We start from the raw sequence: 26,179 nt of genomic DNA, 5'->3' as shown, positions 1-26,179 counted from the left end.
GTCACGCTGTCATTTCGGCTTGCGAACTCGTCTCGTCGAGACGTTCGGTGTCGGCGGCCCCGGCGTCGAGGAGCGTCTGCGTCTGCCGGCGCCGCAATCCGCGCAACCCTCGGTTCTTCCGGAGGCCGGCCGGGGTGACGGCGATCTCGAGCAGGACGAACACGCCCTGCACGAGAAACGCCAGGACAATCAGAACGTAGGAGGCTCCGATGATCCCGACCAGGCCGTAGGACTCCGGATTGTTGATGATGTCCCCGAGACCTCCGCCGCCGAAGAAACCGGCCAGAGTGGCGGTCGCGACCACGAACACGGCCGACGTGCGAATCCCGGCGAAGATGAGCGGCAGCGCGAGCGGCATCTCGACCCGCAGCAACACTTGCAATGGACGCATGCCGAGCCCCTTGGCCGCGTCGACGGTGTCCGTGTCGACCTGGTCGATCGCCACGTAGGTGTTGGTGAGGATCGGCGGGAAGGCCAACACGACCAGCGCGATGATCACGTTCGTCTTCCCGATGCCCACGAACGGCAACAGAATCGCGAGAACGGCCAGGCTGGGCAGCGCCCGGCCGATGTTCGAGACGTTGATCGCCAGGAACGAGAACCGGTGCAGGTGCCCCAGGAAGAGCCCCAGGGGCAGTCCGATCGCCAGCGCGATCGCCACCGATTCGACCGAGATCTCCAGGTGTGCGTAGAGATCGTGCTTGACGAGGTGGGAGTTGTCGGACAGCCAGGTGAAGGCGCCGCTGAATTCGTTGCTCATGGCGTCACGTGGCCCGGCGCGATGACGCCCAGGGCGTCAGCACTCGTTGGATGATCGCGAAGAGGGCGTCTGCCACCAGGGCGAGAGCGACGCACAGCACGCCGGCGGCGATGAACTTGGTGTTGAAGTCGCCGCTCGCCAGCGCGTCGAAGATCGGCTTGCCCAGGCCTTCGGGAACGATGTACGCGGCGATGGTGGTCAACGAGATGATCGTCACCACTGCGACCCGCAGGCCGGCGATGATGGTCGGCAGGGCCAGCGGCAACTCAACCCGCATGAGCGTCTGGCGTGGCGTCAACCCGCTGCCGCGGGCGGCGTCGACGACGTCGGGTGATACCCCGGTCAAGCCGGCGAGGGTGTTCGTGAACAGGATCAGCAATGTGTAGGAGATCAACGGGAGCTCGACGGTGTAGTCGTTGATGCCGGTGATCGACACGAGGATCGCGAACGCCGCCAGCGACGGGATCGTGTAGAGCAGGCTGCCGATCAGCGTGATCGGCGTCGTCAGCCAGCCGTAGCGGTGCGCGGCGATGGCGAGCAGGAACGAGATGGCGAAACCGATGGCGACCGCGATGACGGTCAGCCGGATGTGGTCGATGAGGGCGGGCTCGAACGTTGTGCTCCAGTGCGCCTTGAACCACCCCCAGCAGAACGTCTCGTTGTTCCGCACACAGGACGACGTGTCGCCGAAGTTCGGGATGACCGGTTTGTCGGCGCTCCCCCCGAGGGCCGCGAGCACCATCAGGCGGCCCCCGTCCCGGTGTCGGTGCGGGCCCGCCGCAGGCTCTGGTTGAGCAGCTCGATGGTCACGTATCCCCGGCGGTTGCCGTCCGGGTCGAGCACGGCCACGGGACGCAGTTCCTCGATCATCATCAAGGACAGCGCCTCGCGCAGGGTGGCCTTGGACGAGATCGTCTGCCCACCGGCGCCGTCGACACTCGCTTTGAGCTCGATCTCGTCCAAGCGGGTCAGCGCGAGCCGCTTGAGCCCGCGGTCGGCGCCGACGAACTGGGCGACGAAATCGTCGGCCGGTTCGGCCAGGATGCGGTGGGGGGTGTCGAATTGGACGAGCTCGCCGCCCTCGCGCAGGATCGCAATTCGATCGCCCATCTTGATGGCCTCGTCGATGTCGTGCGTGACGAAGACGATGGTCTTGCGGATCTCGCGCTGCAAGCGCAGGAACTCATTCTGCAGGCGCTCGCGGTTGATCGGGTCGATGGCCCCGAACGGCTCGTCCATCAGCATCAGGGGCGGATCGGCCGCGAGGGCGCGGGCGACACCGACACGCTGTCGCTGGCCGCCGGAGAGCTGACTGGGGTAGCGCCGCCCCATCTCCGCCGGTAGCCCGACGAGCTCGAGCAGCTCCTCGCAGCGGGCGGCCATGCGTTTGCGGTCCCAGCCGAGCAGCTTCGGCACGGTGCTGATGTTGTTGTTGATGGTGAGGTGCGGGAACAGGCCGACGTGCTGGATGACGTAACCGATCTCACGACGCAGTTCGGCCGGCTGGCGCTGGCCGATGGTCTTCTCGTCGATCAGGATCGAGCCACCGGTCATGTCGATCATCCGGTTCACCAGGCGCATGGCCGTGGTCTTCCCGCAGCCGGACGGCCCGACGAGCACGCAGACCTCACCGGCCGGCACCGTGAAGGAGAGATCGTTGATCGCTGCGGTCGGCGCACCCGGATAGCGCTTGACGACATTGCGGAACTCCAGCGGGGCTGCCGTGACGTTCGCGGTGGCCTTCGAACCCCGGCCCGCCTTGGCCGCGGCCGCCGAATCGCTCTGGTCGGTGTTCGTCACCTCGGAATCATCCTTCCGGATTGCGGAGTTCGCTCATAGTAGGCAGGGCCGGGAACAAAGTCCGCGTCCCGGAAAATTGATCGACTTCCGTGACTGCACCGTTATGAAAAACCGTCATCGAACGATCGGCAAGCCGAGCTGCTCACGATGTCCCGATTTCCGTCGAACCGGCCGGCCCGCCGCTCGTGGACATAAACTTCGGCCGTGCTCGACGTCCGCCGCCTGATGGTGCTCTGCGAGGTCGCGCGGCGCGGTTCGTTGTCCGGCGCGGCCGAGGCCCTGTCCTACACCGCCTCGGCCATCTCCCAGCAGATTGCCGCCCTCGAGCGCGAGGCCGGCGTCACGCTTCTCGAGCGGCGCTCGCGCGGTGTCGTTCTCACCGAGGCCGGGGTTCTGCTGGTGTCGCACGCCGAACTTGTACTGGCCCAGCTCGCCGCGGCCGAGGCCGCGCTGCGCGATCTGTCGGAATTGCGTCGCGGGCAGCTGCGCATGGCGTCGTTCGCGACCGCGGGCGCCACGATCGTGCCCCGCGCGGTCGACGAGTTCCAGCTGCGCCATCCCGACGTCGACGTCCGCGTCGAGCAGGCGACGACCAGTCAGGGGATCGCGCGGCTGCGCGAAGGCCGCCTGGATCTCGTCCTCACCGTCGACCTCGCGCCGGCGCCGGACGTCGAGATCGACGAGTTGTTCATCGATCCGTTCCGCCTGGCATTGCACCGCGAACACCGTTTGGCCCGCCGGGCGGAACTGCGCCTGGCCGATCTCGGCGACGAGCGGTGGATCAACGTCCCGCCCGACGCGTGGGGAGGCGACGTCCTCGGCGACGCCTTCGCGCGCCTCGGCCGCAACGTCACCGTCGCCTACGAAAGCGACGACTACACCGCCATCCACGAGCTGGTCGGCGCCGGGCTCGGGGTGGCGCTGCTGCCCGACCTGGCCCTGTTCCCGGCGAACGAGGACGTCGTGCTGCGCCCGCTGGGCCCCGACGCTCCGAGCCGGCGCATCCAGGCCGTCACCCGTCGCGACGGTCTGCGTTCACCCGCGGCCGCGGCGATGCTCGACATCCTGCGCTCCATCGAGCCGCGGCGCCGCGCCACGCGGCCGGACCCGGCTCAGCCCGAGGTGACGGCCGCCCCGAGGCGGTAGCCGGGGGCGAACTTCGGGTCGACGAGCGCCGGGCGATCGGCGCGGAACGCCTCGATCGGGTAGCTGGTCGTGCCGGCGGTGCTCAGTTCGGCAAGTATGCGCCCGAGGATCCCCGCGAACTTGGCCGCGTGCCCCGCCCCGATCCCGATCGCGATGTTCGGATGACCGGGCAGCCGGTCCACGACGAAGTCGCGGTCCGGCGGCATGTCGTAGAGGCAGCAGCGCGTGTAGAGCTCGGGGCCGCTGTAGCCGGGCAGGACGCTCTCGACGAAGTCGGAGACGCGGTCGATGCGGGCCCGGTCAGGCACCCAGCTCTGCGCGTCGAGGCCGACCGACTCGCCACAGATCTCCTGCGCCGCCTTTGTCGCCACCTCGCCGTAGACCGGGAAGCCGTAGTACTCCTCCTGGCCGTGCCAGATCCAGATCGGGAACCGTTCGGGGGTGAAGCGCCGCGGGTGAGCGGTGGAGAAGTAGGTGACCTGTTCCTGGGTCAGCCGGATCGGCCAGCGGATGCCGAGTTGTGTCTCCAGCAACCGAGCCGTCCAGGCGCCGGCACAGATCACGACCCGCTCGGCCTCGAAGTCGCCGGCGCTGGTGCGCAGCCGGATCGCCGGGCCGGAGTCGTCGATCTGGGTCACCTCGGCGTCCGGCCGGACCGTCGCGCCGTTGGCGCGCGCGAGCGCGAAGTGGACGGCGACGGCCTTGCGGATGTCGAGGATGCCGCCATCGGCCTGGAAGATCGCGTCGTGGTCGCCGGCCAGCCGGAATTGAGGCCACCGACGCATCACCTCACGGCCGTCGAAACGCTCGTAGCGGATGTCGTGAGCGGTCATCGCCGCCTCGTAGTTGTCGAGGATGGTGCTGCCCTCGGTGCCCGGCTGCGCCAGGTTCACCATGCCGGTGCGGTGCACCAACTGCACTCCTGACTCCCGTTCGACCACGTCCCAGGCGGCGTAGGAATCCCGGGTCAGCGCGGTGTAGTGCGCGGCGTGGTAGCCGAGGCGGATGATGCGTGAGTGGTCCTCGGAGGCCCCGCGATCGTGGCCCAGTTCCCACTGCTCGAGGCAGAGCACATCCTCTCCGGCGGTCCTGCTCAACCAGTACGCGGTGGCGCTGCCGATGCCCCCGCCGCCGACGACGGCGTACCGGAACCGACGGGTCACAGGTGCGCGGCGAATTCGAGATTCTCCCGCCGCAGACTCGGGTCGGTGCCGAGATACGCGTGCTTGGTCATGTCGGCGGAGAAGCGGCTGGCCGGCGGCCTGCGGCCCATCGCCTCGGCCATTGCCCGCACGTGGTGCGGGCCGGCGCCGCAGCACAACCCGAGGTAGCGCACACCTGCGTCGAGGGCGCCGCGGGTGAACTCCGCGATGTCGTAGCGCGTGCACGTCAATGGATCGAGCGCGACGGGGAAGGCGCGGCCCTCGGGGACCGGTGCACCGTCCGGGTCGGTCAGGGACTGGAAGGTGGGCTCGGCCGGCGTCGTGCGGTAGGGCACCGGCAGTGCCGCCACCGGGATGTCGACCGCGTCGACGATTCCGGCCAGCAGCGGCAGCATCGTCTCCGGTCCGCGGATGCAGTTCAGCCCTACGACGGCGGCGCCGGCGTCCTGCAGCCGGCGGCACGCCTCGGCAAGAGTGAGCCCGTCGCGGGTCAGCTCGTCCTGGTGCGCACCGAAGGTGATCACCGCCGGTAGGCCGGTCGACTGGATGACCTCGAGCGCGGTCAACGCCTCGCCGAAGAATTGGAACGTCTCGCCGATGATGTAGTCGACGCCGGCCTCCTCGGCCCAGCCGACCTGCTCCATGAACATCGCCCGCACGCCGTTCTCGTCCGGACGCTGTCCGTCGATCCAGACGTTGGTGTTGCAAACGTCGCCGGCCAGCAGGGCGCCGGTCTCTCGGGCGACCGTGGCGGCCGTGGCCAGCGCCTGCCGGTTCATCGGCTCGAGATCGGCCTCACGACCGATGAGGCGCAGCTTTTCGCGATGCGCGTAGTAGGTGAAGGCCTCGACGACGTCCGACCCCGCGTGGACGAAGTCGCGGTGCAGGGCCGCGACGATCTCTGGGCGGTCGAGCACGACCTCGGGCACGTACGCCCCCGCCTGCAAGTAGCCACGACGCTCGAGTTCGAACAGGTAGCCCTCCGCGCACAGGACGGTGCCGGAGGCGAGGCGATCGAGCAGCGATTCGGTCATGGCGCCAGTTTGGCCAGACCTGCGCACGCCGCGCCACGGCAGCTCGTAAGGGCTCCCTTAAGCAGCGCTTCACCCCGCGCGCGCGACGGAACCGCGGGGCTGGGCCAGCGGGCTGAGTAGTTTGCGGCGTGAGCGCTTGTCGTCGTCGACCGCGCGGACGGTCCGCTCGACGGTGTAGGACACCAGCTCGTCCACCGGCCACCGGAAGTTCGACAGCGGTGGTGAGAGCAACCGCGACACCGGGTTGTCGTCGTAGCCGAGCACGGACACGTCGTCGGGGATGCGCAGTCCGAGCCGGGTGGTCGCGGCGTAGACGCCGTAGGCCATCGAGTCGGCCAGGCAGAAGAAGGCAGTCGGCGGATCGGGCTCGGCCAACGCCTGCTCGGCGACGTCGGCGGCGCTGTCCAACTCGTGCGAGGACATGTGCAGGCTGATCCGCAGACCGAGCTCGCGCCCGAACCGCCGGATTGCGACCTCGGCCGGGCGATCGGGCGTGCTGCGCGACGACGGGGTGAGGACGGCGATCCGGCGGTGGCCCGCTCGGGCGAGCTGGCCCAGTGCGGCGCCGACGCCCGCGTCGTTGTCGAAGACCACCTCGGCCGCAGTGGCCGCCCCCGGGATGCCGTCACCGATCGAGACGAGGACAGTACGGCGGGCTATGTCGGGCCAGTGCTTGGCCGTCGGGTCGACCCACAGGACGATGAGGGCGTCGACGCGCTGATCGACGAGCTGAACGGCCAGCTCCTCCTCGAGCTCGGGGCTGTTGGACGCGTCCACTATCAAGGCGTGCCGTCCGAAGGTGAGCAGCTCGCGCCCGAGCGCGGCCGCTACGTGCTGCTGCCAAATATCCTGCAGAGACCCGCAGAGGACGCCGACGTAGCCCGTGCGGCCGGAGGCGAGCGCCCGGGCGATGGGATCGACCTGGTAGCCGAGTCGGTCGGCGACTTCGCGCACTCGCTCCTGCGTCTCGAGTGGAACGTGCAGTCCCCGCAAGGCGTAGGACACCGCACTCAAGGACAAGCCGGCTTCCGACGCCACGTCGCGGAGGGTCACCCGCTTTGCCCGCTGGCGCACCGACCGATCGTAGCCAGAACGTGCCGCTGTACCTATCGATCGCGAGTGCCCGGGCCTTCCGCAGGCAGCTGGTGAAGCGCTAAAGTGAACCGGTTCACTAGAAGTGCTGCGAGAACGGGAACATGTCAGCTGAGCTCGGCCGCGTCGACGTCCACCAACATTTGTGGCCGGCGGGCTTCGTCGACCAGCTGCGCCGCCGCGGCCGTCCGCCGATGCTGCGCGGTTGGACGCTGTTCACTGCCGGTGAGCCGGCCTGCGAGATCGACCCGGCCGACCACGACCCCGTGCGGCGCGCCTGCCTCGACGCCGACCTGAGCCGGGCTCTTGTGTCGCTCTCGGCCCCGCTCGGCATCGAGCAACTGCCGGTGTCCGAGTCGGCGCCCCTGCTCGAGGCATGGCACCGGGGGGTACTCGACCTGCCTGGTCCCTTCGTCGGCTGGGCGTCCGTCAGCGCGGTCGAGCCGGATCTCGATGGGCTGAAAGGCCTGCTCACCGGAGGTTTCGCGGGCCTGCAGCTGCCGGCGGGAGCGCTGGCCACGCCGGCCGCGATCGAGCAGGCGGCCCCGGCCCTGCGCCTCTGTGAGCAGTTGAACCGGCCGGTGCTGGTCCATCCCGGCCCGCTCCTGCCGCCCGTGGCGGAGCTGCCCGACTGGTGGGCGCCGGTGGTCGATTATCCGGCGCAGCTGCAGGCCGCCTGGTGGTCCTGGCATGTTGCCGGTCGCGCACTGTTCCCGCAGCTGCGGCTGTGCTTCGTTGCCGGCGGCGGATTGGGGCCCTTGCACCACGAGCGCTGGACGGCCAGGGCCGGGCGCCGCTTCGTCGTCGACCGCGAGGTCTTCGTCGACACCTCGTCCTACGGCCGCCAGGCCATCGACGCGCTCGTCCGCGTCCTCGGCGTCGACGGCGTCGTACTGGGCAGCGACCGTCCGTACGCGGAGGCGCGCGATCTGCACCTCGGTGCCGCGGGCGACCACGCCGTCGGCATCGTCAATCCCCAGCGATTCCTCGAAGGAGATGCGCCGTGAGTTCGTTCGATCTGAGCGCCGGTGAGGGGCGCTACGCGCGACTGCCACAGCGCGACCTGACCCGCGATGAACTGACCGACCTCACCGCCGCCATCGCGGCGGTACCGGACGAATGGCGAGAGCACGTCGCGTTCGACGACGAGCAACGCCACTTCCACTGCTTGCACCGCGACGCGCACGTGGACGTCTGGGTGTTGTGCTGGACGCGGCAGAACGACACCGGCTGGCACGACCATGACCTGTCGGCGGGCGCGGTGGCCGTGGCCGAGGGGCGCCTGGTCGAGCAGGTGCTCACGGTGGGCTCGGCCGCGTCGGTGCGACATGCCGAGGCCGGGGCCGTCTTCAGTTTCGGCCCTGACCACATCCACCGCCTGACCGGCGACGAGGACGGCACCGTGAGCATCCACGCGTACTCACCTCCGCTGTGGCGAATGGGCCAGTACACCGTCGGCCCTGACGGCACGCTGCACCGCACGTCGCTGTCCTACGCCGAGGAACTGCGGCCGCTGCGTGGCACCTCGGTTCCGGCATGACGGAAAACCCGCGCGCGCCGTTCGACCTGCTCGTGGTCGGCGGCGGGGTAATGGGCCTTTTCACCGCCTACTACGCCAGTGAAAGGACGACCCGCGTCGCCGTCCTGGAGCGCGGGAAGGTGGGTGACCCGATGACCGCATCCTTCGGGCGCACCCGTTCGTACCGCCAGGACTACCTCGACCCCGTCTATGCCCGCCTGGCGCACGAGGCGATGCGGCTCTGGGACGACTTCGAACGGGCGACCGGCACCGAGGTACTCGTGCGATGCGGTTGCCTGAACATCGCCAAGACAGCGACGACGCCGGATCTCGGTGCGACCTACGCGCAGCTCACCGCCGACGTGCTCGGGCGCATCGATCTTTCTCCGGTTCGGCTCGACCGCGCGGCGCTGACAGCGCGCTACCCCGACGTCGACGCCGATCTCGGCTATCTCGACCCCGCGGCCGGGATCGTCGACCTGCACGCGGTTACGGCCGCTCTGCTGCGGACGCTGGCGGCCCGCGGAACCGTGGTGCACGAGGACACCGAGACGTTGTCCATCGAGCGGGACGGCGGGCTGCTCCGAGTGCGCACCGCCTCCGCGGACTTCGCGACCCGCGCGCTGGTGATCACTGCCGGGCACGGCACCAACGAGGTGCTGGCGGGTCTGCAGGGGTGCGGCCTGCGCATCCCGCTCACCCGTGACCGGCCGAGCGAGGCCAAGTACTACCGGCCTCCGGCCGAAGCGCGGTCCCGCTTCGCCGCCCCGGCGCTGCCAGTGATCGCCTACCTCGACACCGGTGTGTACGTGCATCCCGTGGTCGAGGGTGTGGTCGACGAGGTGAAGATCGGTTACTACAACCCACCCGACCTGGCCCGCGGGCGTACCGGGATCGCCGACGTCGCGGACTTCGTGCGCAAGTGCCTGCCAGGCCTCGCCGGCGCCGAGGTGCACGACGTCGTCGACGTCGACCAGTGCGACTACGACCTGGTGGGCGACGACGACTTCGTGCTCGGTCCTGTGCCCGGTTTCGGCAACGTGTTCGTCGGCGTCGGCTGGCGCGGTACCGGTTACAAGTTCGCCCCCTGGGTCGGCCGCGCGCTGTTCCAGCTCGCCCGGCAGGAGGGGACGGTCTATGACATCAGCCGCTTCGACCCGTGCCGCTTCGGCGCTGACCGTCCAGCTGCACCGGACGCTGACGGGACCGTTGAGGACGAGAGAGAGACGGCACTGCGATGAACCGTCCGTCACCGAGAACCTTCGCGGAGCGGCTGCAGGACGGCCCGATGGTGGGGGCCGAAGGCTACGTCTTCGAACTCGAACGTCGGGGATACGTGAAGGCCGGTCCGTACGTGCCCGAAGTCGTGCTCGACGCGCCGGACGCCCTTGCCGAGTTGCATCGCGAGTTCCTGCGCGCCGGAGCCGACGTGATGGTGGCGCTGACCTATTACGCCCACCGCGAGAAGCTGCGCGACATCGGCCGCGCCGACGATCTCGAGCAGATGAATCGCGTCGCCGTGCGCATCGCCAACCGGGTCGCGGCCGAGGGCGAGGCACTGGTGGCCGGCAACATCTGCAACACGTGGTGCTACGACCCCGCCGACCCGAAGGGCTCGGGTGCGGTCGTCCGGGCCCAGTACGAGGAACAACTCGGCTGGGCGGTCGAGGAGGGGATCGACTTCGTCATCAGCGAGACGAACGACTTCCTGGGGGAGGCGCTCATCGGCCTCGAGGTCTGCCACGAATTGGGCCTGCCGGCGATGGTGACCTTCGCCAGCGTGCAGCCAGGGACGACCTACGACGGCCACGACTACATCGAGGCCTGCCGCACCGTGGCCGACGCGGGGGCGGCAGTGGTGGGGCTCAACTGCTCGCGCGGCCCGGCGACCATGCTGCCGCTGCTCGAACGCCTGCGCGCCGCGATCACCGGGCCGATTGCGGCGCAGCCCGTCCCGTACCGCACGGATGCAGCGACGCCGGGCTTCGAGTCACTCGTGGCCGACGACGGCGGACGGATGTTCCCGATCGGGCTGGAAAGCGCCGCGCTCACCCGTTTCCAGATGGCCGACTTCGCCCGTCAGGCGGCCGAACTCGGGGTGGACTACATCGGCATCTGCTGCGGCGGCGGTCCGCACCACGTGCGGGCGATGGCCGAAGCACTGGGGCGACGGCCTCCGGCCGCCAAGTACTCGCCGGCGATCGGGCTGCATCCTGTGCTCGGGGACAAGCAGAGTGCGGTGACCGTGCGCGAGATGGGCGACTGGACGGCCGCGTCCTGAGAGGTCGGCGCGCGGTCGACGGCGTTCAGCCGCGGCGCAGGGGCCGAAGCGACAACAGGCGGCGGCCCACGCGCGGTGACGACGAGGTGGCGTCGTGACGCCGCCGGGCCGACGGGCCGGCAAACGCCTGGGCGTAGGCCAGCTTGCTCGTGGCGGCGGAGAACGGGCGCGACTCGGACGTGCTCATGATCGGACTTCCTCAAGTGCATTCGATGGGTGGACCGTTCCATCATCGCGCGATTCGGGCTGAAAGAAAATTGCAATCCGCTTGCATCCGTGTGAAGCTACACTTAATGAGCATCGACCCGCGACGCCTCGTGGTGCTGCGCGCCGTCGAACGCCACGGCGGCGTGGTGGGTGCGGCGTCGGCGCTGCACCTATCGCCCTCGGCCGTGTCGCAGCAGCTGGCGACGCTGGAGCGCGAGACGGGTTTCGTCCTGGTCGATCGGTCGCGGCGCGGCGGCCAGCGCCCGATCGCGTTCACCACGGCCGGGCGGCGGCTGATGAGTCACGCCGACGCCCTGGTCCAGGTGCTGGACGACGCCGAGGCCGAGCTGAACGCGCTGGCCGACGCCGTCACGGGGCCGGTGACCTTCGCTGCCTTCGTGACCGCGCTGCGCGGCTTCGCCGGTACCGCGATCGTGGAGCTGGCGGCCCAGCATCCCGGACTCGACCTGTCGGTTCACCAGGTGAACGATCTGACGGCCTCGGCCGACGTGCTGGCCGGACGTACCGACGTTGCGCTGGTCGAAGACGATGCGCAGCGCCGCCGACCCGTGGCCCGCGGGCTGCGTTACGAGCCGCTGTTCGACGACCCGTTCCGCGTCGTCGTCCCTGACGGGTGGCCGGAGTTCGACGACCTGGCGACAGTGGCCGAGCGGCCGTGGATCGACGGGCCGCCCGACAGCGCAGTGGGACAGGCGATGCGGCGGGTGCGGCAGACCAGCGTGTTGCGTCTGCCGGCGGCGCACCTGTGCCAGGACTTCACCGCAGCGCTCGTCCTCGTATCGGCCGGGCTGGCCGGGGCGCTCGTCCCGGTACTGGCGTTGACGGCGTCGGCGCCCACCGGCGTGCGTGAGGTGACGTTGCCCGGTCTCGGATCGCGCCGCATCGGCGTGCTCTACCGCCGCTCGCGCAACGAGCCCACCCCAGTGGTGCGCACGGTGGTGGACGCGCTGCGCGCGGCGGCGGCCGCCGCCGACGCCGATCGCTGAGCGGACCCCTCGCGCGCCGGTATTCGGAACATTTCCGACGTCCGGCTGTGGGACCATGAGGCGCGATGACGACCGCCGCCACGGCCCCTCAGCAGCGCTCGATGCTGCCGGTCCATCGGCTGCGCGCCCGTCCTGACGCCTGGACGCTGGCCCCGTCACTGTTCGCCGTCGTCAATGCCACCGCCTTCTTCCTCATCCGTCCCGACGTCAACGATCTGTGGGCGGCGCGGGCCCGGGCCTCGGCGGTGTCTCACGGCGTCGGGCTGACCTACTGGTTCAGCTGGTTCGGGGGCGGCTCGACGCCGGGCAACTACTCGGTCCTCACCCCGTACGTCTCCGCCGCGCTGGGCACCGAACTGGTCGGCGCGCTGTCGGCGGTCGCCGTCACCGTGCTCATCACGGTCGCGGTGCGCGGAACCCGCTACCCGGGGCAGGCTGCGGCCGTCGGCGCGCTCGCCGTCGGCCTCAACCTGTGGAGCGGGCGGGTTCCGTTCTTGCTGGGCGCGGCGTTCGCCATCGGAGTGCTGATCGCCGTGCGGCGCCGGAGCACCTCGGCGGCCGTCGGGCTGACGATGCTCAGCATCCTCGCGTCGCCGGTGTCGGGAGCCTTCGTCGCGCTGGCCCTGTCCGGTTCGTTCCTCACGACCGGTACCAAGAGGTACCGAGCAGTGATCGCCTGGACCACGGCCACGGTGATCCTCGCGCTCGTCACCGTCGGGTTGATCTTCGGCACGCCCCGGCCGGAGCCCTTCTCCACCACGCTGCTCATCAAGGTGTTGCTCGCCCTTGGTCTTCTGCTCGCCTCGGGACCGCGGAGCCACCTGCGCACGACCATCTGGATCTCGGCGCTCGTCGCGATCGTCCTCTTCACGATCCCCAACGGGTTGGGATCGAACTTCGGGCGCTTCGTCTGGTTCTGCCTGCCGGTCGCCGCGGTGGCGCTGAGCCGGCGACGGGTGTTGATCCCGCTCTTGTGCGTCACCCCGCTGCTGTACCTCGGCGGTGAGCAGACGTGGACCGACCTGCGACACGCCAGTGCGCCGGTGTCATCGGTGTCCTACTACACGCCGCTGGTCGATCGCCTCGACGGGATTCCCGAGCTGCGCAACTACCGCGTCGAGGTCGTCGACCACGGAGCCCACACCGGCTACGACGCCCTTCTGGGGCACGCGATGCTCGCCCGGGGCTGGGAAACCCAGGACGACAAAGCGCTCAACCGCTCGCTCGACCGCCGTTCCCTGGATCCGGTCACCTACAAGGTCTGGCTCGACAACAACGCGGTCGGCTACGTCGCCCTGCCGTTGGGATCCGTTGCCGGCAACGGCGAGTACACGCTGGTCGAGTCGGGCACGGCGCCTTACCTGCACCGGATTTGGAGCAGCAACGACTGGCAGCTGTTCCGGGTGGGCAACCCGACGCCGATCGTCGCCCGGCCGGCGTCCGTGCTCGCCCACGACCAGAAGTCGATGACGATCGACGTGCCCTGCGCGTGCACGATCGGTGTTCGGCTGCGCTGGTCGAAGTTCCTGACGGCCACCCGCCAGGAACCCGACCCGTCGGGCACCGGCACCGTGGATGGGACACCGCGCGTCCATGCCGCGATCGAGAACGACGGGTCGGGCTGGTCGACGCTCACGACGAGCCGCCCCGGCACCTACGTCCTGCGCGGCAGCCTGCGTGGTGGACTCCGTCGGTGAGCGCCTGCGCGGCGTTTGCCCGCTTAACGTGTCGCGGCCGTCGATACTAGGTACCTTTTGCCAGTGGCCGACAATCCGTGGAGCGAGCCGACGCGCTCAGCTTCCGCTTCATCCGCGCCGATCGACGATGCCCAGCCTCTCGTGGATGACGAGCCATCCAGCCAGCCCGGCGACGAGCCCATGAGGGAAACGTCGGCCGACGCCGACGCCGACTCCGACGCCGACGCCGAGGCCGAGGCCGCGGGCGGCGGACTGCTCGACGCCGGTCTGGACCCCGTCCGGCCCTGGCAGGCGCCCGGCCGACCGAGCGAGGACGAGCCGGCCAACGGCGGACGCGGCCCGGCCGGGCGGTTCGCGCCCTCCGACCCGTCCGGCGTGCTCGAGCCGCTGCGAGCCGAGTTCGAGGAGGCCGGGTTCGAGGGGGCCGAGCCGGCCGAGCCGGCCGAGCCGGTCGACAGCGACCCCGCCTTCTCGACCGGATGGTCACAACCGACCGAGGTCGGATCCCCGCGCGAGAGGGCCGAGGTGGCTGACGCGGCTGTGGGCGACGTGGGCGACGTGGACGACGTGGCCGACCTCGCCGACCTGGACGACCTCGCCGATCTGGTCGACGCTGCCGACCCGGTTCACGGTGCCGACCTGGTCGGTGCCGAGCCGGCCGCCTTGGGCCAGCCGTTTGAGCCTGTGTACTGGCCCGAGGCTGCGCCAGCCGTTGCCGACTCCGGTGCCGACTCCAGCACCGACTCCAATGCCGCCCCCACCGCCGACCCCGCGGACCCCGCCGCGACCGATCCCACCGCGGCCGCGCATGACCTGGCCGCGGAGGCTGTCGTCGACCAGCGGGAGGCGGCGCGGGCGGCGGCCGAGGAAGCCGTCCACCGGCGGCGGGGCGGTCGCCGAGGAGCACGACGGCGCGCTGCGGCCGAGGCGCAGGCGGCCGCGGCCGCTGCGGCCGAGGAGCGGGCCCGGGCCGCTGCTGCTGCTGCTGCGCAATTCGAGGCGAGAAGAGCGGGGGTGGCGCAGGCGGCGGGACTGGCCGGCATCGCCGGCGCCGCGGACGACCCGCAGCACACGCACAACGCGGAGGCGAGCGGGAACACCGACTACCCGGACGACGCGGCGCAGGGCTCCGATCTCGCGCAGCAGCTCGCCGACGCGCTCACCGAGCTCGCCACCCTGCGGGAGTCGGCTGCGGCCGAGCGAGAGGCGGCGGCGCAGGAATACCGGCTGCTGGAGGAGCGGGTCGCCGGGCTTCGCGGTCGCACCGAGACGGAGCTGGCTGAGGAGGGTCGGGCCCGGTTCGAGGCCGAACGCCGCGCGGCCGAGCTGGCCGACGAGGTCGCAGCGGCCCGGGCCCAGTTGGAACAGGAACTGGAGCGGGAGCGGGAGCGTTCCGCCGACGCGATCCGTCAGCTGAACACGCCGCTCGCCGAAGCGCACGGCCAGCTGGCCGAACGCACCGCCGAACTCGAGAACCTGCAGGCCGAGCTGCGCCACACCGAGGACCGGCTGCTGGCCGAGAACACCCGGGCCGAGGCTGCCGAGACCCAGCTCGCTGAGACGCTGCAGACGCTCGAGGCCCTGCAGATCCAGTTCTGGGACGCCGAGGACCGCCGAGCCGCGGCGGAGCAGCGAGCCGAAGCAGCCGACGTGCAGATCGTGGACACCGCCGCAACCCTCGAGGAGGAACGGGCCACGCTGGAAACGCTGCGCGCGGAACTCGACGCCACCCGGGAGCGAGCCGACAGCGCCGAGACCCGGCTCGCCGACACCACTGCGGCGCTGGAGGCCGTCCGGGCCGAGGTCCAGGAAGCCGAGGCGCGCCGGGCCGCGGAGACCGAGCGGGCCGAAACCGCTGCCCACCAATCGGCCACCGCCGCGCAGGAGCTGGAGGCGGTCCGGGCGCAGGCGAAGGCCGCCGAGGACCGCGCAGACTCCGAGAGCTGGCGCGCGCACGTGGCCGAGCAGCAGCTCGGCGACCTGCAGCACCACCTCCAGGAGGAGCAGCTGACCCAGGCCCAGGCGCGGGCCGAACTCGAGCGCGCGCTTGCCGTCAGCGAGGCGCGGTTGGAGGCCGAAGCCGTGCGCGTCGCCGATCTCGAGCGGCGCGTGGCCGACGCGGAGCACCTGAGCGACCTGCAGCGCCAGGCCTACCTGCGCAATCAGGAGGCCGAGCGGGAGTTCTATCTGCAGGAGCGGGCCGGCGTCGAGATTCGGCTCATCGAGATCGAGCGCCGCCTGTCGGAGGCCCAGACACAGGCTCGGGCCGCCGCGCCGGGGCCGTCCCGGCGACCTGGACCGGCTCCGCAGGCTTCGGCCGGTCTGCCGCACAGCCGCCCGCGACCGGCGACCGGCGCGCACCGCGGCGACGAGTAGCGCACTCGCGCTGTGACCCAGGTCACAGCCGGATCGGGAAGTTGAGTCGGTTCGACTCAGTTCTTTTGACAGTGGCTCACGCCGCGGAGCACTATCGACGCGAGCCCACAACCGGCCCATCACCGACAGAAAAACGTACGAAGGAGCTCCATCCATGGCACGAGCGGTCGGAATCGACCTCGGTACCACCAACTCCGTCGTCGCCGTGCTCTCCGGCGGCGAGCCAGAGGTCATCGCGAACTCGGAGGGCTCGCGCACCACGCCCAGCGTCGTGGCCTTCGCCAAGAACGGCGAAGTGCTGGTCGGCGAGGTCGCGAAGCGCCAGGCCGTCACCAACGTCGACCGCACCATCCGCTCGGTCAAGCGCCACATGGGCGACTCGAGCTGGAAGGTCGACATCGACGGCAAGTCCTACAACCCTCAGGAGATCAGCGCGCGCGTGCTGCAGAAGCTCAAGCGCGACGCGGAGTCCTACCTCGGCGAGACGATCACCGACGCGGTGATCACCGTCCCCGCGTACTTCAGCGACGCCGAGCGCCAGGCGACGAAGGAGGCCGGCACGATCGCCGGTCTGAACGTCCTGCGCATCGTCAACGAGCCCACAGCGGCCGCGCTGGCCTACGGCCTGGACAAGGGCGAGAAGGAGCAGACGATCCTGGTCTTCGACCTCGGCGGTGGCACCTTCGACGTGTCCCTGCTCGAGATCGGCGACGGCGTCATCGAGGTGAAGGCCACCAGTGGCGACAACCACCTCGGCGGTGACGACTGGGACCAGCGGATCATCGACTGGCTGGCCGACAAGTTCAAGGCCGCCCACGGCATCGACCTGACCAAGGACAAGATGGCGATGCAGCGGCTGCGCGAAGCGGCCGAGAAGGCGAAGATCGAACTGTCCTCCTCGCAGCAGACCAGCATCAACCTGCCCTACATCACGCAGGACGCGGACAAGAACCCGCTGTTCCTCGACGAGTCACTGTCCCGCGCAGAGTTCCAGAAGATCACCGGTGACCTGCTCGAGCGCACCAAGGCGCCGTTCCAGAACGTCATCAAGGACGCCGGGATCAGCCTGAGCGAGATCGATCACGTCGTCCTCGTGGGCGGCTCCACCCGCATGCCGGCCGTCACCGATTTGGTGAAGGAACTCACCGGCGGTCGTGAGCCGAACAAGGGCGTCAACCCGGACGAGGTCGTCGCCGTGGGCGCCGCCCTGCAGGCCGGTGTCCTGAAGGGCGAGGTCAAGGACGTCCTCCTGCTCGACGTCACGCCTCTGTCGCTCGGCATCGAGACCAAGGGCGGCATCATGACCAAGCTGATCGAGCGGAACACGACGATCCCGACCAAGCGCTCGGAGATCTTCACGACCGCCGACGACAACCAGAACAGCGTGCAGATCCAGGTGTATCAAGGCGAGCGCGACATCGCCGCCTACAACAAGAAGCTCGGCATGTTCGAGCTGACCGGTCTGCCGCCGGCACCGCGCGGCGTCCCGCAGATCGAGGTCACCTTCGACATCGACGCGAACGGCATCGTGCACGTCTCGGCGAAGGACCTGGCCACCAACAAGGAACAGGGCATGACGATCACCGGTGGCTCGGGCCTGTCGAAGGACGAGATCGACCGGATGATGAAGGACGCCGAGGCGCACGCCGAAGAGGACAAGCGCCGTCGTGACGAGGCGGAGATCCGTAACTCCGCCGAGGGTCTGCAGTTCACCACGGAGAAGTTCCTGACGGAGAACGGCGACAAGCTGCCCGAGGACAAGCGTGGCGAACTCCAGTCCGCCCTCGACGAGCTGAAGAAGACGCTCGACGGTGCCGACTTCGAGGCCATCAAGGCGGCGCAGGAGCGCGTGTCCGCGGTGGCGTCCGAAGCCGGCGGCGCGATGTACGCCGCGGCGCAGGCCGCAGCCGGCGAGGGCGGCGGCGCCGAAGCGGGCCCGGACTTCACGAAGGCATCGGCCGACTCCGACGACTCCGTCGTCGACGCCGAGGTCGTGGACGAGGGACCGGCTGAGGAGCAGAAGTGAGCTCCGAGCCCGACGCGAAGGAAAGTCGCGGCGAGGACCATGAGCAGGAACGCGTCGTCATCCGCGACAACCGCAAGATCGACCCGGTGACCGGCGCGGCCCGCAAGGCCTCGTCGGCCCCCGGGCCGGAATCGCAACCCGCTAGTGAACCGGCCCCCGAGCCGGATGAAGGACCGAAGGTGGACGCAGCCCTGCTCGACGAGCGGACCCGTGACCTGCAGCGGGTGCAGGCCGAGTACGCCAACTACCGCAAGCGGGCTGAGCGCGACCGGCTGGCCGCCGGCGAGCTCGCGATCGGCCGCACGCTCGGCGAGCTGCTGCCAGTTCTCGACGATCTCGACCGGGCGCGGGCCCACGGCGACCTGACCGGTCCGCTGAAGGCGGTGGCCGACAAGCTCGAGACGGCGTTCGTCAAGCTCGGCCTCGAGGCGTTCGGCGAGGTCGGCGATCCGTTCGACCCGGCGATCCACGAGGCGGTCACGCACGACGAGAGCGACACGGTCACCGTCCCCACGTGCACGACGGTGATGCGTCAGGGCTACCGGCACCGCGACCGATTGCTCCGTCCGGCGATGGTCGGCGTCACCGACCCGACCGTCTTCGAACAGGTACAGGAAGACGGCAAACCCATCGAGGATGCCAACGGCACGGCGGAGAGCGAGTCAGCAGCGGCGAACGACCACGCTGTAACCAACGCACCACCACACGAAGATGAAGTCCCAGCGGACGACGACAAGCAACCATCGACCAGCGAATAGAGAGGGAGGGTCGGACAGGCGCCCGCAGAAAATCGCGGCCCGCGTTTTAAGCCGCGGTTTTCGAGGACGATCTCGTCCGACCCGACCACCCAAAGCAACCAGGGCAAACGGACCAAGAGGAGGTGACGCATGAGCACCAAGGACTACATCGAGAAGGACTACTACAAGGCGCTCGGCGTCACCAAGGACGCGCCGGCCGCCGACATCAAGAAGGTGTACCGGAAGCTCGCCCGCGAGCTGCACCCGGACAAGAACCCGGGTGACGCCAAGGCCGAGGCCCGGTTCAAGGAGGTCTCCGAGGCCTACGACGTGCTCTCCGATCCGGCCAAGCGCAAGGAGTACGACGAGGCCCGCAGCCTGTTCGGAGCCGGCGGCGGATTCGGGGGATTCGGTGGGGCCGGTGGGCCGCGCAGCACGCCGAACTTCGACGTCTCCGACCTGTTCAGCGGCGGCTCGAGCGGCAACCTGAACGACCTGTTCGACGGTCTGTTCGGAGCCGGTGCCGGCCGCAGCGGTTCGCGGCCCACCGGCTCCGGACCGGTCCGCGGCCAGGACGTGACCGCCGACCTGACCCTCGCCTTCGACGACGCGGTGCACGGCGTGACCATGCCGCTGCGGCTGTCCGGCCCGGCCGGCTGCAAGACCTGCGGCGGTAGCGGGGCGCGGCCGGGCACTGCTCCACACCGCTGCGCGAACTGCGGCGGCACCGGCTACGTCAGTCGCAACCAGGGGGCGTTCGGCTTCAGCGAGCCCTGCGTCCAGTGTCGCGGCACCGGCCAGGTCATCGACGACCCGTGCCCGGAATGTGCCGGCACCGGTACCACCACGCAGGTCCGCACGATCAACGTCCGTATCCCGGCCGGCGTGCGCGACGGCGCCAGGATCCGCGTGCCCGGCAAGGGCCACCCCGGCCGCTCCGGCGCGCCGGCCGGTGACCTCTTCGTCACCGTTCACGTCGAAGCGCACAAGCTCTTCGGCCGCAGCGGCGACGATCTGACCCTCACGGTGCCGATCACGTTCGCCGAAGCCGCGTTGGGCACGACGCTGCGCGTCCCCACCCTGGAGGGCTCGGTGGCGCTGAAGGTCGCGCCGGGCACGCCGTCGGGCCGCACGCTTCGCGTCCGCGGGCGCGGTGTGCAGGGCCGCGGACGCAACGGCGATCTGCTGGTGACCGTCGAGGTCGCCGTCCCGACGAAGGTCGCGGGCGCTGCCCGCGAAGCGCTCGAGAAGTTCGCCGCGGCCCAGCCCGACGACCCGCGGCCGGAGATCACCGCCGCGCTGAACTCGATTGCGACCGGTAGGGGGGAGTGATGGCCGAGCGTCGCCGTCCCAACGACGTGCCCGAGGATGCTCCTGTGTTCGTCATCTCGGTTGCTGCCGAGCTCGCGGGCATGCACGCCCAAACGCTGCGCCAGTACGACCGGCTCGGGTTGGTCACGCCGGGACGCACCGTCGGTGGCGGTCGGCGCTACTCGGCCCGGGACGTCGCTCTCTTGCGTGAGGTGCAACGCCTCTCCCAGGACGAGGGCGTGAACCTGGCCGGGATCAAACGGATCATCGAACTCGAATCGCACGTCGACGCACTGCGGGCCAAGGTCGCCGAGCTCGCGGCCGAACTGGATCACGCGCACGCCGAGCTGGCCGCCCGGCGCGGCCCGACCACTGCGCTCGTCGTGTGGCGACCGGAGCCGCGGCGGCGCTGACCAGTCAGCCGGCCAACAGCGGTACGACCTTCGGCTCCAACGCTGCCGCGATCGCCGCGTGGCCCTGGTCGTTCGGATCGACGTCGTCGGCCATCAAACCGGGATGGCCGTGGATGGGGTCCTCCATGTCGAGGTACGTACCGTGCGCGGCGGTGACGGCGTCCTTCACCTCTCCGCCGAGCTTGACCAATGCCTTGGGCAGATCGCTGTCGCCCCAAAACGGGGCGACGGCGATCAGTTGTGCGTTCGGCAGTCCGGCGCGCAGGTCGGCGAAGAGGCGGTCGACCTCGTCGGGGGTGGCCGTGAGGTCGTGGCCGGGGCTCAGGTCGTTGCGGCCGCCGCTGACGATCACCACGTCGGGATGCGCGGCGACGACCTTGGCGACGAGGCTTTCGTACCCGCCCGACGAGCTGCCGTAGCCGGCTCCGTCGGCGCCGAAGTTGCGTTGCCTGACGTGCAGGTGGCTGCTGAGCAGTGATGCGAAGCGGTTCGCCTTGGCCGAGGCACCCGCGCCGGCCGTCCACTCGTCACCGAGGAAGGCGACCACCTTCTCGCGAACGCCGGCCGCCGCGCTCGTCCCGGTCCCGCTCGACGCCGACGGACTGAGCGTGCTGCCGGGTCGGGTACTGCCGGTAGGCGGCGCGATGTTCGCGGGGACACCGGTGTTGACCGTCGCGGCGTCGGACGGACCGTTGTGCTTGGACACGTACACCGCGGCGATGATGACCAGCACGCCGAGTGCCGCGAGCGCGGCGTCTGCAGCCCTTTTCACGCCGTCATCGTAGGTTCGGCACGGGGCTCGTCCCGCGAAGCGCGGCCGGACAAAACGGAGTCAAATCGGCGCTAGGTTTTACCGCTGAGGTATTCGCGAAGGGCGCTGCGCCAGTCCCGCGGGTCGCCCAGGCCGCACGCCGCCCACTCGGCCGTGGACAGCACCGACCACGCCGGCCGCGGCGCCGGGCGGGCGAAGCCGGCTGACGTCACGGGCCGGACCCGGTCCGGGTCGGCGCCCACGGCGCGGAACACCTCCTGGGCCAGCTCGAACCACGACGCCGTGCCGGCGTTGGCGTAGTGCAGCACCCGGCCGGTGAGCGAAGACAGGCCGAGGCCGATGAGCGCGCCGGCCAGATCGGCCACCCAGGTCGGCGAACCGGTCTGGTCGGCGACGACGTCAACGGTCTCGCGCCGCTGTTCGAGGCCGAGCATCGTGTCGACGAAGTTTGCGCCCGGGCCGCCGTAGATCCACGCGCTGCGTACGACGCAGCAGTCGGGAAGCGCGGCCCGCACGGCGTGCTCGCCGGCCAGCTTGGTCCGCCCGTAGGCCGTGCGCGGCCCGGTCGGATCGCCGGGCTCATAGGGACGGTCAGCCGTCCCGTCGAAGACGTAATCGGTCGAGACGTGAATGAGCCGGCCGCCGTGCTCGGCCACCGCGGCCGCGAGCAGCCGCGGGCCGGTGGCGTTCACCGCGTACGCGCGGTCCTCGTCGGCCTCGGCCGCATCGACGGCCGTGTAGGCGGCGGCGTTGACGACGACGTCGGGCCGGGCCGCCCGCACGGCCTCGGTGACCGCACGGGGGGACGTGATGTCGAGCTCGTCCCGACTCAGCGCAACGACGTCGGAGGGCGGCAACTGCCGGGCGAGATGGGTGCCGAGCTGACCGGCGGCGCCGGTGACGAGCCAGCGGGTCATGCGCCGGCGCCGAAGGCCGGCGCCTGCGCGTCCTTCGCCGAGATCAGGGCCGGGTCGGCCGGGTCCAGGTCGATCGGCCACGGGATGGCCAGTTGCGGATCCAGCGGCGTCACCGAGACGCCGGGCATTCCGGGCACCCACTCGGCATCGAAGCAGTACAGGTACTGGCAGCCGCCCTCGCTCGTCGCCTGGAAGCCGTTGCACACGCCGGGCGGGACGAGTACCTGGGTGCCTACCTCGAGGCGCATCGTGACGTGGACGCCGTAGGTGGACGAGCCCGGCCGCGCGTCGAGGTAGGCCCCGAAGGCCGATCCCCAGGCCAAGCCGACCAGCTTCGTCATCGACTCGCCGTGCAGCCCGCGGACGGCGCCGCGGCGCGTCCAGGTCATGTTGATCTGCGACCAGCGGTCGGGGACCGCGACGTCCAGTTCGGCGAAGCCGCTCGTCCGGAAGAACTCGCGGACGGTTCCGCGCTCGTCGGTCACCGCCTTGGTGGTGATGGCCAGCAGCCCGTCGATGGCGGTGGCTTCGACGGTCATCGGGTTGATCTGCGCGGCCACGTCAGCCCTGCTCGACGAAGGCGTTGATCGCCCGGCGCAGGTACACGCCGTAGCTGGACGACCCCATCTCGTCGGCCAGCGCCAGAGACTGTTCAGGGGAGATCCACTCGTTGTGCAACGCGATCTCCTCGAGGCAGGCGATCGCGACGCCCTGCCGGTGCTGCAGGACCTGCACGAACTGGCCGGCCTCCATGAGCGAGTCCTGGGTTCCCGTGTCCAGCCACGCCGTGCCCCGGCCGAGGTCGACGAGCCGCGCCTCGCCGGCGTCGAGGTAGAGCCGGTTGAGGTCGGTGATCTCGAGCTCGCCACGGGCCGAGGGTGTGAGGGTGCGGGCCCGGTCGACCACCTGACCGTCGTAGAAGTACAACCCGGTCACCGCGAGGCTCGACCTCGGCTGTTCGGGCTTCTCCTCGATGTCGACCAGCCGCCCGTCGGCGTCGACGACCGCAACGCCGTACCGCTCGGGATCACTGACCGGATAGCCGAACAGCGAGCAACCGGCGTCGCGCCGGACGTCGGCCACCGCGTCGGCCAGCTGGCCGGCCAGGCCCGCGCCGAAGAAGATGTTGTCGCCCAGGACGAGGGCGGCCGGATCACCTGAGAGGTGGTCGGCGCCGATCAGGAACGCCTGGGCCAGGCCGTCAGGCGAGGCCTGCACCGCGTAGGTCAGGTTGAGGCCCCACTGGCTGCCGTCACCGAGCAGCCGGGTGAACTGGTCCTGGTCGTGCGGTGTCGTGATGAGCAGGATGTCGCGGATCCCGGCGAGCATCAGGACCGAGATCGGGTAGTAGATCATCGGCTTGTCGTAGACGGGGAGCAGCTGCTTGCTGACGGCTCGGGTGACCGGATGCAGCCGGGTTCCGGCGCCGCCGGCCAGGACGATCCCCTTCATCCGCCGAACGCTACTTGTCGAGTTGAACTTGAGCGGAACAGACTCAAGTTCTGGAGCGTTGACCCTAATGAGCGCCGCTCCTGGGGCAGACCGGACGGCGCCGCCAGTGACACGACGACTTCCGATGAGGTGAACTACCCGCATGGACATGACCACCCGCAGCACGCAGGCGGTGAACGGTGCCGTGAAGGTCGCGGCCGAGCGCGGCAACCCGGCCGTCGAGCCCGCGCATCTCGCCGTCGCGCTGCTCGACGACAGCGAGACGCTCGCCCGACCGCTGCTCCAGGCCGTGGGTGCGGACCCGTTCGGCGCCCGCGCCGACCTGTCCCGACTGATCGACAAGCTGCCGTCCGCATCGGGATCGTCGGTAGCGGCCCCGTCCGCGTCCCGTGCGCTGCTCGCGGTGCTCGGCGCGGCCGAACGGGAGGCGCGCGACCGCTCCGACGAGTTCGTCTCCGCCGAGCACCTGGTGCTCGCCCTGGCCGCCACGGACGGTGACGTCGCCGATGTGTTCCGCCAGCACGGAGCGACCGCGCCGGCGTTGAGCGCGGCCCTCGAGTCCGTCCGCGGCTCGGCCCGGGTGACCAGTGCCGATCCGGAGGGCACCTTCCAGGCGCTGGAGAAGTACGCGACCGACCTGACCGCGGCCGCGCGCGAGGGCAAGATCGACCCCGTCATCGGCCGCGACACCGAGATCCGCCGCGTCGTCCAGGTGCTGTCCCGCCGGACGAAGAACAACCCGGTCCTGATCGGTGAGCCGGGCGTCGGCAAGACCGCGGTCGTCGAAGGCCTCGCCCAGCGCATCGTCGCCAACGACGTCCCCGAGTCATTGCGGGGCAAGCGCGTGATGTCGCTCGACCTCGGTTCGATGATCGCCGGCTCCAAGTTCCGCGGCGAGTTCGAGGAGCGGCTCAAGGCCGTCCTCACCGAGATCAAGGACTCGGGCGGCCAGATCATCACCTTCATCGACGAGCTGCACACCGTCGTCGGCGCCGGCGCGACCGGCGAAGGCGCGATGGACGCCGGCAACATGCTCAAGCCGATGCTCGCCCGTGGCGAACTGCGCATGGTCGGCGCGACCACGCTCGACGAGTACCGCGAGCACATCGAGAAGGACCCGGCGCTCGAGCGGCGCTTCCAGCAGGTGCTCGTCGCCGAGCCGTCCGTCGAGGACACGATCGCGATCCTGCGCGGGCTGGCCGAGAAGTACGAGGCTCATCACAAGGTGCGCATCAACGACGGCGCGCTCGTCGCCGCCGCGACCCTCTCCGACCGCTACATCACGTCGCGTTTCCTGCCCGACAAGGCGATCGACCTGGTGGACGAGGCCGCCAGCCGGCTGCGGATGGAGATCGACAGCAGCCCGGTCGAGATCGACGAACTCCGGCGCTCCGTCGCCCGGCTGAAGATGGAAGAGATGGCGCTCGTCCAGGAGAAGGACGAGGCGTCGGCCGAGCGGCTCGCACGCCTGCGCACCGAACTCGCCGACCAGCAGGAGAAGCTGGACGGGCTGACCTTGCGCTGGGAGCGGGAGAAGTCGGGGCTGAACCGCGTCGGTGAGCTCAAGGAGCAGATCGACGAACTCCGCGGCCAGATCGAGCGCGCGCAGCGCGACGGTGATCTGGAGACCGCGTCCCGGCTGCAGTACGGCGAGCTGCCCAAGCTGGAGAGGGAACTCGACGCGGCGAGCCTGGCCGAGAAGGAAGAGGCGGCCGCCGATCCGCTGGTCAAGGAAGAGGTGACCGCAGACGACATCGCTGAGGTGGTCGCCGCCTGGACCGGCATTCCGGCCGGCCGGCTGCTCGAGGGCGAGACGGCCAAGCTGCTGCGGATGGAGGATGAACTCGCCTCGCGCGTCATCGGCCAGAAGCGGGCGGTGCAGGCGGTCTCAGACGCCGTGCGGCGGGCCCGCGCGGGCATCTCGGACCCGAACCGGCCGACCGGCTCGTTCCTCTTCCTCGGCCCGACCGGCGTGGGCAAGACCGAGCTGGCCAAGGCACTGGCCAACTTCCTGTTCGACGACGAGCGCGCGATGGTGCGCATCGACATGAGCGAGTACTCCGAGAAGCACTCGGTGGCCCGGCTCGTCGGCGCGCCGCCCGGCTACGTCGGCTATGAGGAGGGCGGCCAGCTCACCGAGGCGGTTCGCCGCCGGCCCTACACCGTCGTTCTGCTCGACGAGGTCGAGAAGGCGCACCCCGACGTCTTCGACATCCTGCTGGCGGTGCTCGATGACGGCCGCTTGACCGACGGCCAGGGCCGGACGGTCGACTTCCGCAACACGATCCTCGTCCTCACGTCCAACCTCGGCTCGCACGCGTTGATCAGTGACCTGCCCGACGACCTCAAGCGGGACGAAGTGCTGTCCATCGTGCGCGGGCACTTCAAGCCGGAGTTCTTGAACCGTCTCGACGACATCGTGATCTTCGAAGCGTTGACCACCGAGGACCTCACCCGGATCGTCGACAT

The 26,179-nt window shown here is 70.1% G+C and carries 24 protein-coding genes; 13 read left to right on the top strand and 11 right to left on the bottom strand.

Annotated features, from left to right (window positions below; genetic code table 11):
- Position 1: 1 nt before the first annotated feature.
- Genes ABR571_RS12200 through ABR571_RS12190 form a run of 3 tightly spaced genes read right to left on the bottom strand, consistent with a single transcriptional unit; the run spans position 2 to position 2,560 of the window.
- A complete protein-coding gene (locus ABR571_RS12200) occupies positions 2-760 on the bottom strand; it encodes an ABC transporter permease (RefSeq protein WP_409453478.1) in 759 nt (252 codons plus the stop codon).
- A gap of 4 nt (positions 761-764) precedes the next feature.
- Positions 765-1,502 (bottom strand): ABC transporter permease, encoded by a 738-nt coding sequence (locus ABR571_RS12195; protein WP_409453477.1) that lies wholly within the window; start codon positions 1,500-1,502, stop codon positions 765-767.
- Positions 1,502-2,560 carry an ABC transporter ATP-binding protein gene (locus tag ABR571_RS12190; protein ID WP_409453476.1) on the bottom strand — a complete coding sequence of 353 codons (1,059 nt, stop codon included), beginning with the start codon at positions 2,558-2,560 and terminating at the stop codon, positions 1,502-1,504. The genes ABR571_RS12195 and ABR571_RS12190 overlap by 1 nt, the downstream gene beginning before the upstream one ends.
- A gap of 204 nt (positions 2,561-2,764) precedes the next feature.
- Here ABR571_RS12190 and ABR571_RS12185 point away from each other — a divergent pair, with 204 nt between their 5' ends.
- On the top strand, positions 2,765-3,706 hold the full coding sequence (locus ABR571_RS12185) for a LysR family transcriptional regulator (RefSeq protein WP_409453475.1): 942 nt from the start codon (positions 2,765-2,767) through the stop codon (positions 3,704-3,706).
- Here the strand turns inward: ABR571_RS12185 and solA are convergent.
- The 3 genes from solA to ABR571_RS12170 all read right to left on the bottom strand — a co-directional run bounded on the left by solA (position 3,673) and on the right by ABR571_RS12170 (position 6,977).
- Positions 3,673-4,869 (bottom strand): N-methyl-L-tryptophan oxidase, encoded by a 1,197-nt coding sequence (solA, locus tag ABR571_RS12180; protein ID WP_409453474.1) that lies wholly within the window; start codon positions 4,867-4,869, stop codon positions 3,673-3,675. The two genes, ABR571_RS12185 and solA, sit on opposite strands and share 34 nt — an antisense overlap.
- Positions 4,866-5,903, bottom strand: a complete 1,038-nt coding sequence (locus ABR571_RS12175; protein ID WP_409453473.1) for a homocysteine S-methyltransferase family protein — start codon at positions 5,901-5,903, stop codon at positions 4,866-4,868. Before ABR571_RS12175 ends, solA begins: the two co-directional genes overlap by 4 nt.
- A 69-nt stretch (positions 5,904-5,972) precedes the next feature.
- The gene (locus tag ABR571_RS12170; protein ID WP_409453472.1) at positions 5,973-6,977 is read right to left on the bottom strand and encodes a LacI family DNA-binding transcriptional regulator; all 1,005 of its coding nucleotides are present in this window, start codon (positions 6,975-6,977) and stop codon (positions 5,973-5,975) included.
- A gap of 122 nt (positions 6,978-7,099) precedes the next feature.
- Between ABR571_RS12170 and ABR571_RS12165 the strand changes: the two genes are divergently transcribed.
- The 4 genes from ABR571_RS12165 to ABR571_RS12150 are packed head-to-tail and all read left to right on the top strand — an operon-like array spanning position 7,100 to position 10,795.
- Positions 7,100-8,002 (top strand): amidohydrolase, encoded by a 903-nt coding sequence (locus tag ABR571_RS12165; RefSeq protein WP_409453471.1) that lies wholly within the window; start codon positions 7,100-7,102, stop codon positions 8,000-8,002.
- Positions 7,999-8,535 (top strand): cysteine dioxygenase, encoded by a 537-nt coding sequence (locus ABR571_RS12160; RefSeq protein WP_409453470.1) that lies wholly within the window; start codon positions 7,999-8,001, stop codon positions 8,533-8,535. Before ABR571_RS12165 ends, ABR571_RS12160 begins: the two co-directional genes overlap by 4 nt.
- Positions 8,532-9,755 (top strand): NAD(P)/FAD-dependent oxidoreductase, encoded by a 1,224-nt coding sequence (locus tag ABR571_RS12155; RefSeq protein WP_409453469.1) that lies wholly within the window; start codon positions 8,532-8,534, stop codon positions 9,753-9,755. Before ABR571_RS12160 ends, ABR571_RS12155 begins: the two co-directional genes overlap by 4 nt.
- Before the next feature lie 47 nt (positions 9,756-9,802).
- On the top strand, positions 9,803-10,795 hold the full coding sequence (locus ABR571_RS12150; protein ID WP_409453468.1) for a homocysteine S-methyltransferase family protein: 993 nt from the start codon (positions 9,803-9,805) through the stop codon (positions 10,793-10,795).
- A 25-nt stretch (positions 10,796-10,820) separates the two neighbouring features.
- On the opposite strand, the gene ABR571_RS12145 is transcribed toward ABR571_RS12150, so the two are convergent.
- Positions 10,821-10,982 carry a hypothetical protein gene (locus ABR571_RS12145; protein ID WP_409453467.1) on the bottom strand — a complete coding sequence of 54 codons (162 nt, stop codon included), beginning with the start codon at positions 10,980-10,982 and terminating at the stop codon, positions 10,821-10,823.
- Between the two features lie 106 nt (positions 10,983-11,088).
- Between ABR571_RS12145 and ABR571_RS12140 the strand changes: the two genes are divergently transcribed.
- The 7 genes from ABR571_RS12140 to ABR571_RS12110 all read left to right on the top strand — a co-directional run bounded on the left by ABR571_RS12140 (position 11,089) and on the right by ABR571_RS12110 (position 20,569).
- Positions 11,089-12,009 carry a LysR family transcriptional regulator gene (locus tag ABR571_RS12140; RefSeq protein ID WP_409453466.1) on the top strand — a complete coding sequence of 307 codons (921 nt, stop codon included), beginning with the start codon at positions 11,089-11,091 and terminating at the stop codon, positions 12,007-12,009.
- A gap of 65 nt (positions 12,010-12,074) precedes the next feature.
- Positions 12,075-13,706: a hypothetical protein gene (locus ABR571_RS12135; protein ID WP_409453465.1), complete on the top strand. Its 1,632-nt coding sequence runs from the start codon at positions 12,075-12,077 to the stop codon at positions 13,704-13,706.
- A gap of 180 nt (positions 13,707-13,886) precedes the next feature.
- The gene (locus tag ABR571_RS12130; RefSeq protein WP_409453464.1) at positions 13,887-16,082 is read left to right on the top strand and encodes a hypothetical protein; all 2,196 of its coding nucleotides are present in this window, start codon (positions 13,887-13,889) and stop codon (positions 16,080-16,082) included.
- A gap of 154 nt (positions 16,083-16,236) precedes the next feature.
- The gene (dnaK, locus tag ABR571_RS12125) at positions 16,237-18,108 is read left to right on the top strand and encodes a molecular chaperone DnaK (protein ID WP_409453463.1); all 1,872 of its coding nucleotides are present in this window, start codon (positions 16,237-16,239) and stop codon (positions 18,106-18,108) included.
- Positions 18,105-18,866: a nucleotide exchange factor GrpE gene (grpE, locus tag ABR571_RS12120; protein ID WP_409453462.1), complete on the top strand. Its 762-nt coding sequence runs from the start codon at positions 18,105-18,107 to the stop codon at positions 18,864-18,866. The genes dnaK and grpE overlap by 4 nt, the downstream gene beginning before the upstream one ends.
- Before the next feature lie 129 nt (positions 18,867-18,995).
- Complete coding sequence (dnaJ, locus tag ABR571_RS12115) at positions 18,996-20,177, top strand: molecular chaperone DnaJ (protein ID WP_409453461.1); 1,182 nt, start codon at positions 18,996-18,998, stop codon at positions 20,175-20,177.
- On the top strand, positions 20,177-20,569 hold the full coding sequence (locus tag ABR571_RS12110; RefSeq protein ID WP_409453460.1) for a heat shock protein transcriptional repressor HspR: 393 nt from the start codon (positions 20,177-20,179) through the stop codon (positions 20,567-20,569). The genes dnaJ and ABR571_RS12110 overlap by 1 nt, the downstream gene beginning before the upstream one ends.
- A gap of 4 nt (positions 20,570-20,573) precedes the next feature.
- On the opposite strand, the gene ABR571_RS12105 is transcribed toward ABR571_RS12110, so the two are convergent.
- The 4 genes from ABR571_RS12105 to rfbA form a co-directional block, all read right to left on the bottom strand.
- Positions 20,574-21,341: an SGNH/GDSL hydrolase family protein gene (locus ABR571_RS12105; protein ID WP_409453459.1), complete on the bottom strand. Its 768-nt coding sequence runs from the start codon at positions 21,339-21,341 to the stop codon at positions 20,574-20,576.
- A 71-nt stretch (positions 21,342-21,412) separates the two neighbouring features.
- On the bottom strand, positions 21,413-22,258 hold the full coding sequence (rfbD, locus tag ABR571_RS12100; protein ID WP_409453458.1) for a dTDP-4-dehydrorhamnose reductase: 846 nt from the start codon (positions 22,256-22,258) through the stop codon (positions 21,413-21,415).
- Positions 22,255-22,818, bottom strand: coding sequence for a dTDP-4-dehydrorhamnose 3,5-epimerase family protein (locus ABR571_RS12095; protein ID WP_409453457.1), 564 nt, complete (start codon positions 22,816-22,818; stop codon positions 22,255-22,257). The genes rfbD and ABR571_RS12095 overlap by 4 nt, the downstream gene beginning before the upstream one ends.
- A 1-nt stretch (position 22,819) precedes the next feature.
- A complete protein-coding gene (gene rfbA, locus ABR571_RS12090) occupies positions 22,820-23,710 on the bottom strand; it encodes a glucose-1-phosphate thymidylyltransferase RfbA (RefSeq protein ID WP_409453456.1) in 891 nt (296 codons plus the stop codon).
- Between the two features lie 142 nt (positions 23,711-23,852).
- Between rfbA and ABR571_RS12085 the strand changes: the two genes are divergently transcribed.
- The coding region (locus ABR571_RS12085; RefSeq protein WP_409453455.1) for an ATP-dependent Clp protease ATP-binding subunit at positions 23,853-26,179 on the top strand (2,327 nt) is incomplete at its 3' end.

The sequence above is a fragment of the Jatrophihabitans sp. genome, assembly GCF_046262535.1.
Classification (GTDB): domain Bacteria; phylum Actinomycetota; class Actinomycetes; order Mycobacteriales; family Jatrophihabitantaceae; genus Jatrophihabitans.
The sequence above is the reverse complement of the archived record's forward strand: the minus strand, read 5'-3'. Positions and strand labels throughout refer to the sequence as shown.

Coding starts and splice junctions, on each gene's coding strand:
- ABR571_RS12145 (WP_409453467.1), bottom strand. CDS start 10,982: ATGAGCACGTCCGAGTCGCGCCCGTTCTCCGCCGCCACGAGCAAGCTG.
- ABR571_RS12140 (WP_409453466.1), top strand. CDS start 11,089: ATGAGCATCGACCCGCGACGCCTCGTGGTGCTGCGCGCCGTCGAACGC.
- ABR571_RS12175 (WP_409453473.1), bottom strand. CDS start 5,903: ATGACCGAATCGCTGCTCGATCGCCTCGCCTCCGGCACCGTCCTGTGC.
- ABR571_RS12200 (WP_409453478.1), bottom strand. CDS start 760: ATGAGCAACGAATTCAGCGGCGCCTTCACCTGGCTGTCCGACAACTCC.
- ABR571_RS12165 (WP_409453471.1), top strand. CDS start 7,100: ATGTCAGCTGAGCTCGGCCGCGTCGACGTCCACCAACATTTGTGGCCG.
- ABR571_RS12135 (WP_409453465.1), top strand. CDS start 12,075: ATGACGACCGCCGCCACGGCCCCTCAGCAGCGCTCGATGCTGCCGGTC.
- rfbD (WP_409453458.1), bottom strand. CDS start 22,258: ATGACCCGCTGGCTCGTCACCGGCGCCGCCGGTCAGCTCGGCACCCAT.
- ABR571_RS12150 (WP_409453468.1), top strand. CDS start 9,803: ATGGTGGGGGCCGAAGGCTACGTCTTCGAACTCGAACGTCGGGGATAC.
- dnaJ (WP_409453461.1), top strand. CDS start 18,996: ATGAGCACCAAGGACTACATCGAGAAGGACTACTACAAGGCGCTCGGC.
- ABR571_RS12195 (WP_409453477.1), bottom strand. CDS start 1,502: ATGGTGCTCGCGGCCCTCGGGGGGAGCGCCGACAAACCGGTCATCCCG.
- ABR571_RS12130 (WP_409453464.1), top strand. CDS start 13,887: ATGAGGGAAACGTCGGCCGACGCCGACGCCGACTCCGACGCCGACGCC.
- dnaK (WP_409453463.1), top strand. CDS start 16,237: ATGGCACGAGCGGTCGGAATCGACCTCGGTACCACCAACTCCGTCGTC.
- rfbA (WP_409453456.1), bottom strand. CDS start 23,710: ATGAAGGGGATCGTCCTGGCCGGCGGCGCCGGAACCCGGCTGCATCCG.
- ABR571_RS12110 (WP_409453460.1), top strand. CDS start 20,177: ATGGCCGAGCGTCGCCGTCCCAACGACGTGCCCGAGGATGCTCCTGTG.
- ABR571_RS12155 (WP_409453469.1), top strand. CDS start 8,532: ATGACGGAAAACCCGCGCGCGCCGTTCGACCTGCTCGTGGTCGGCGGC.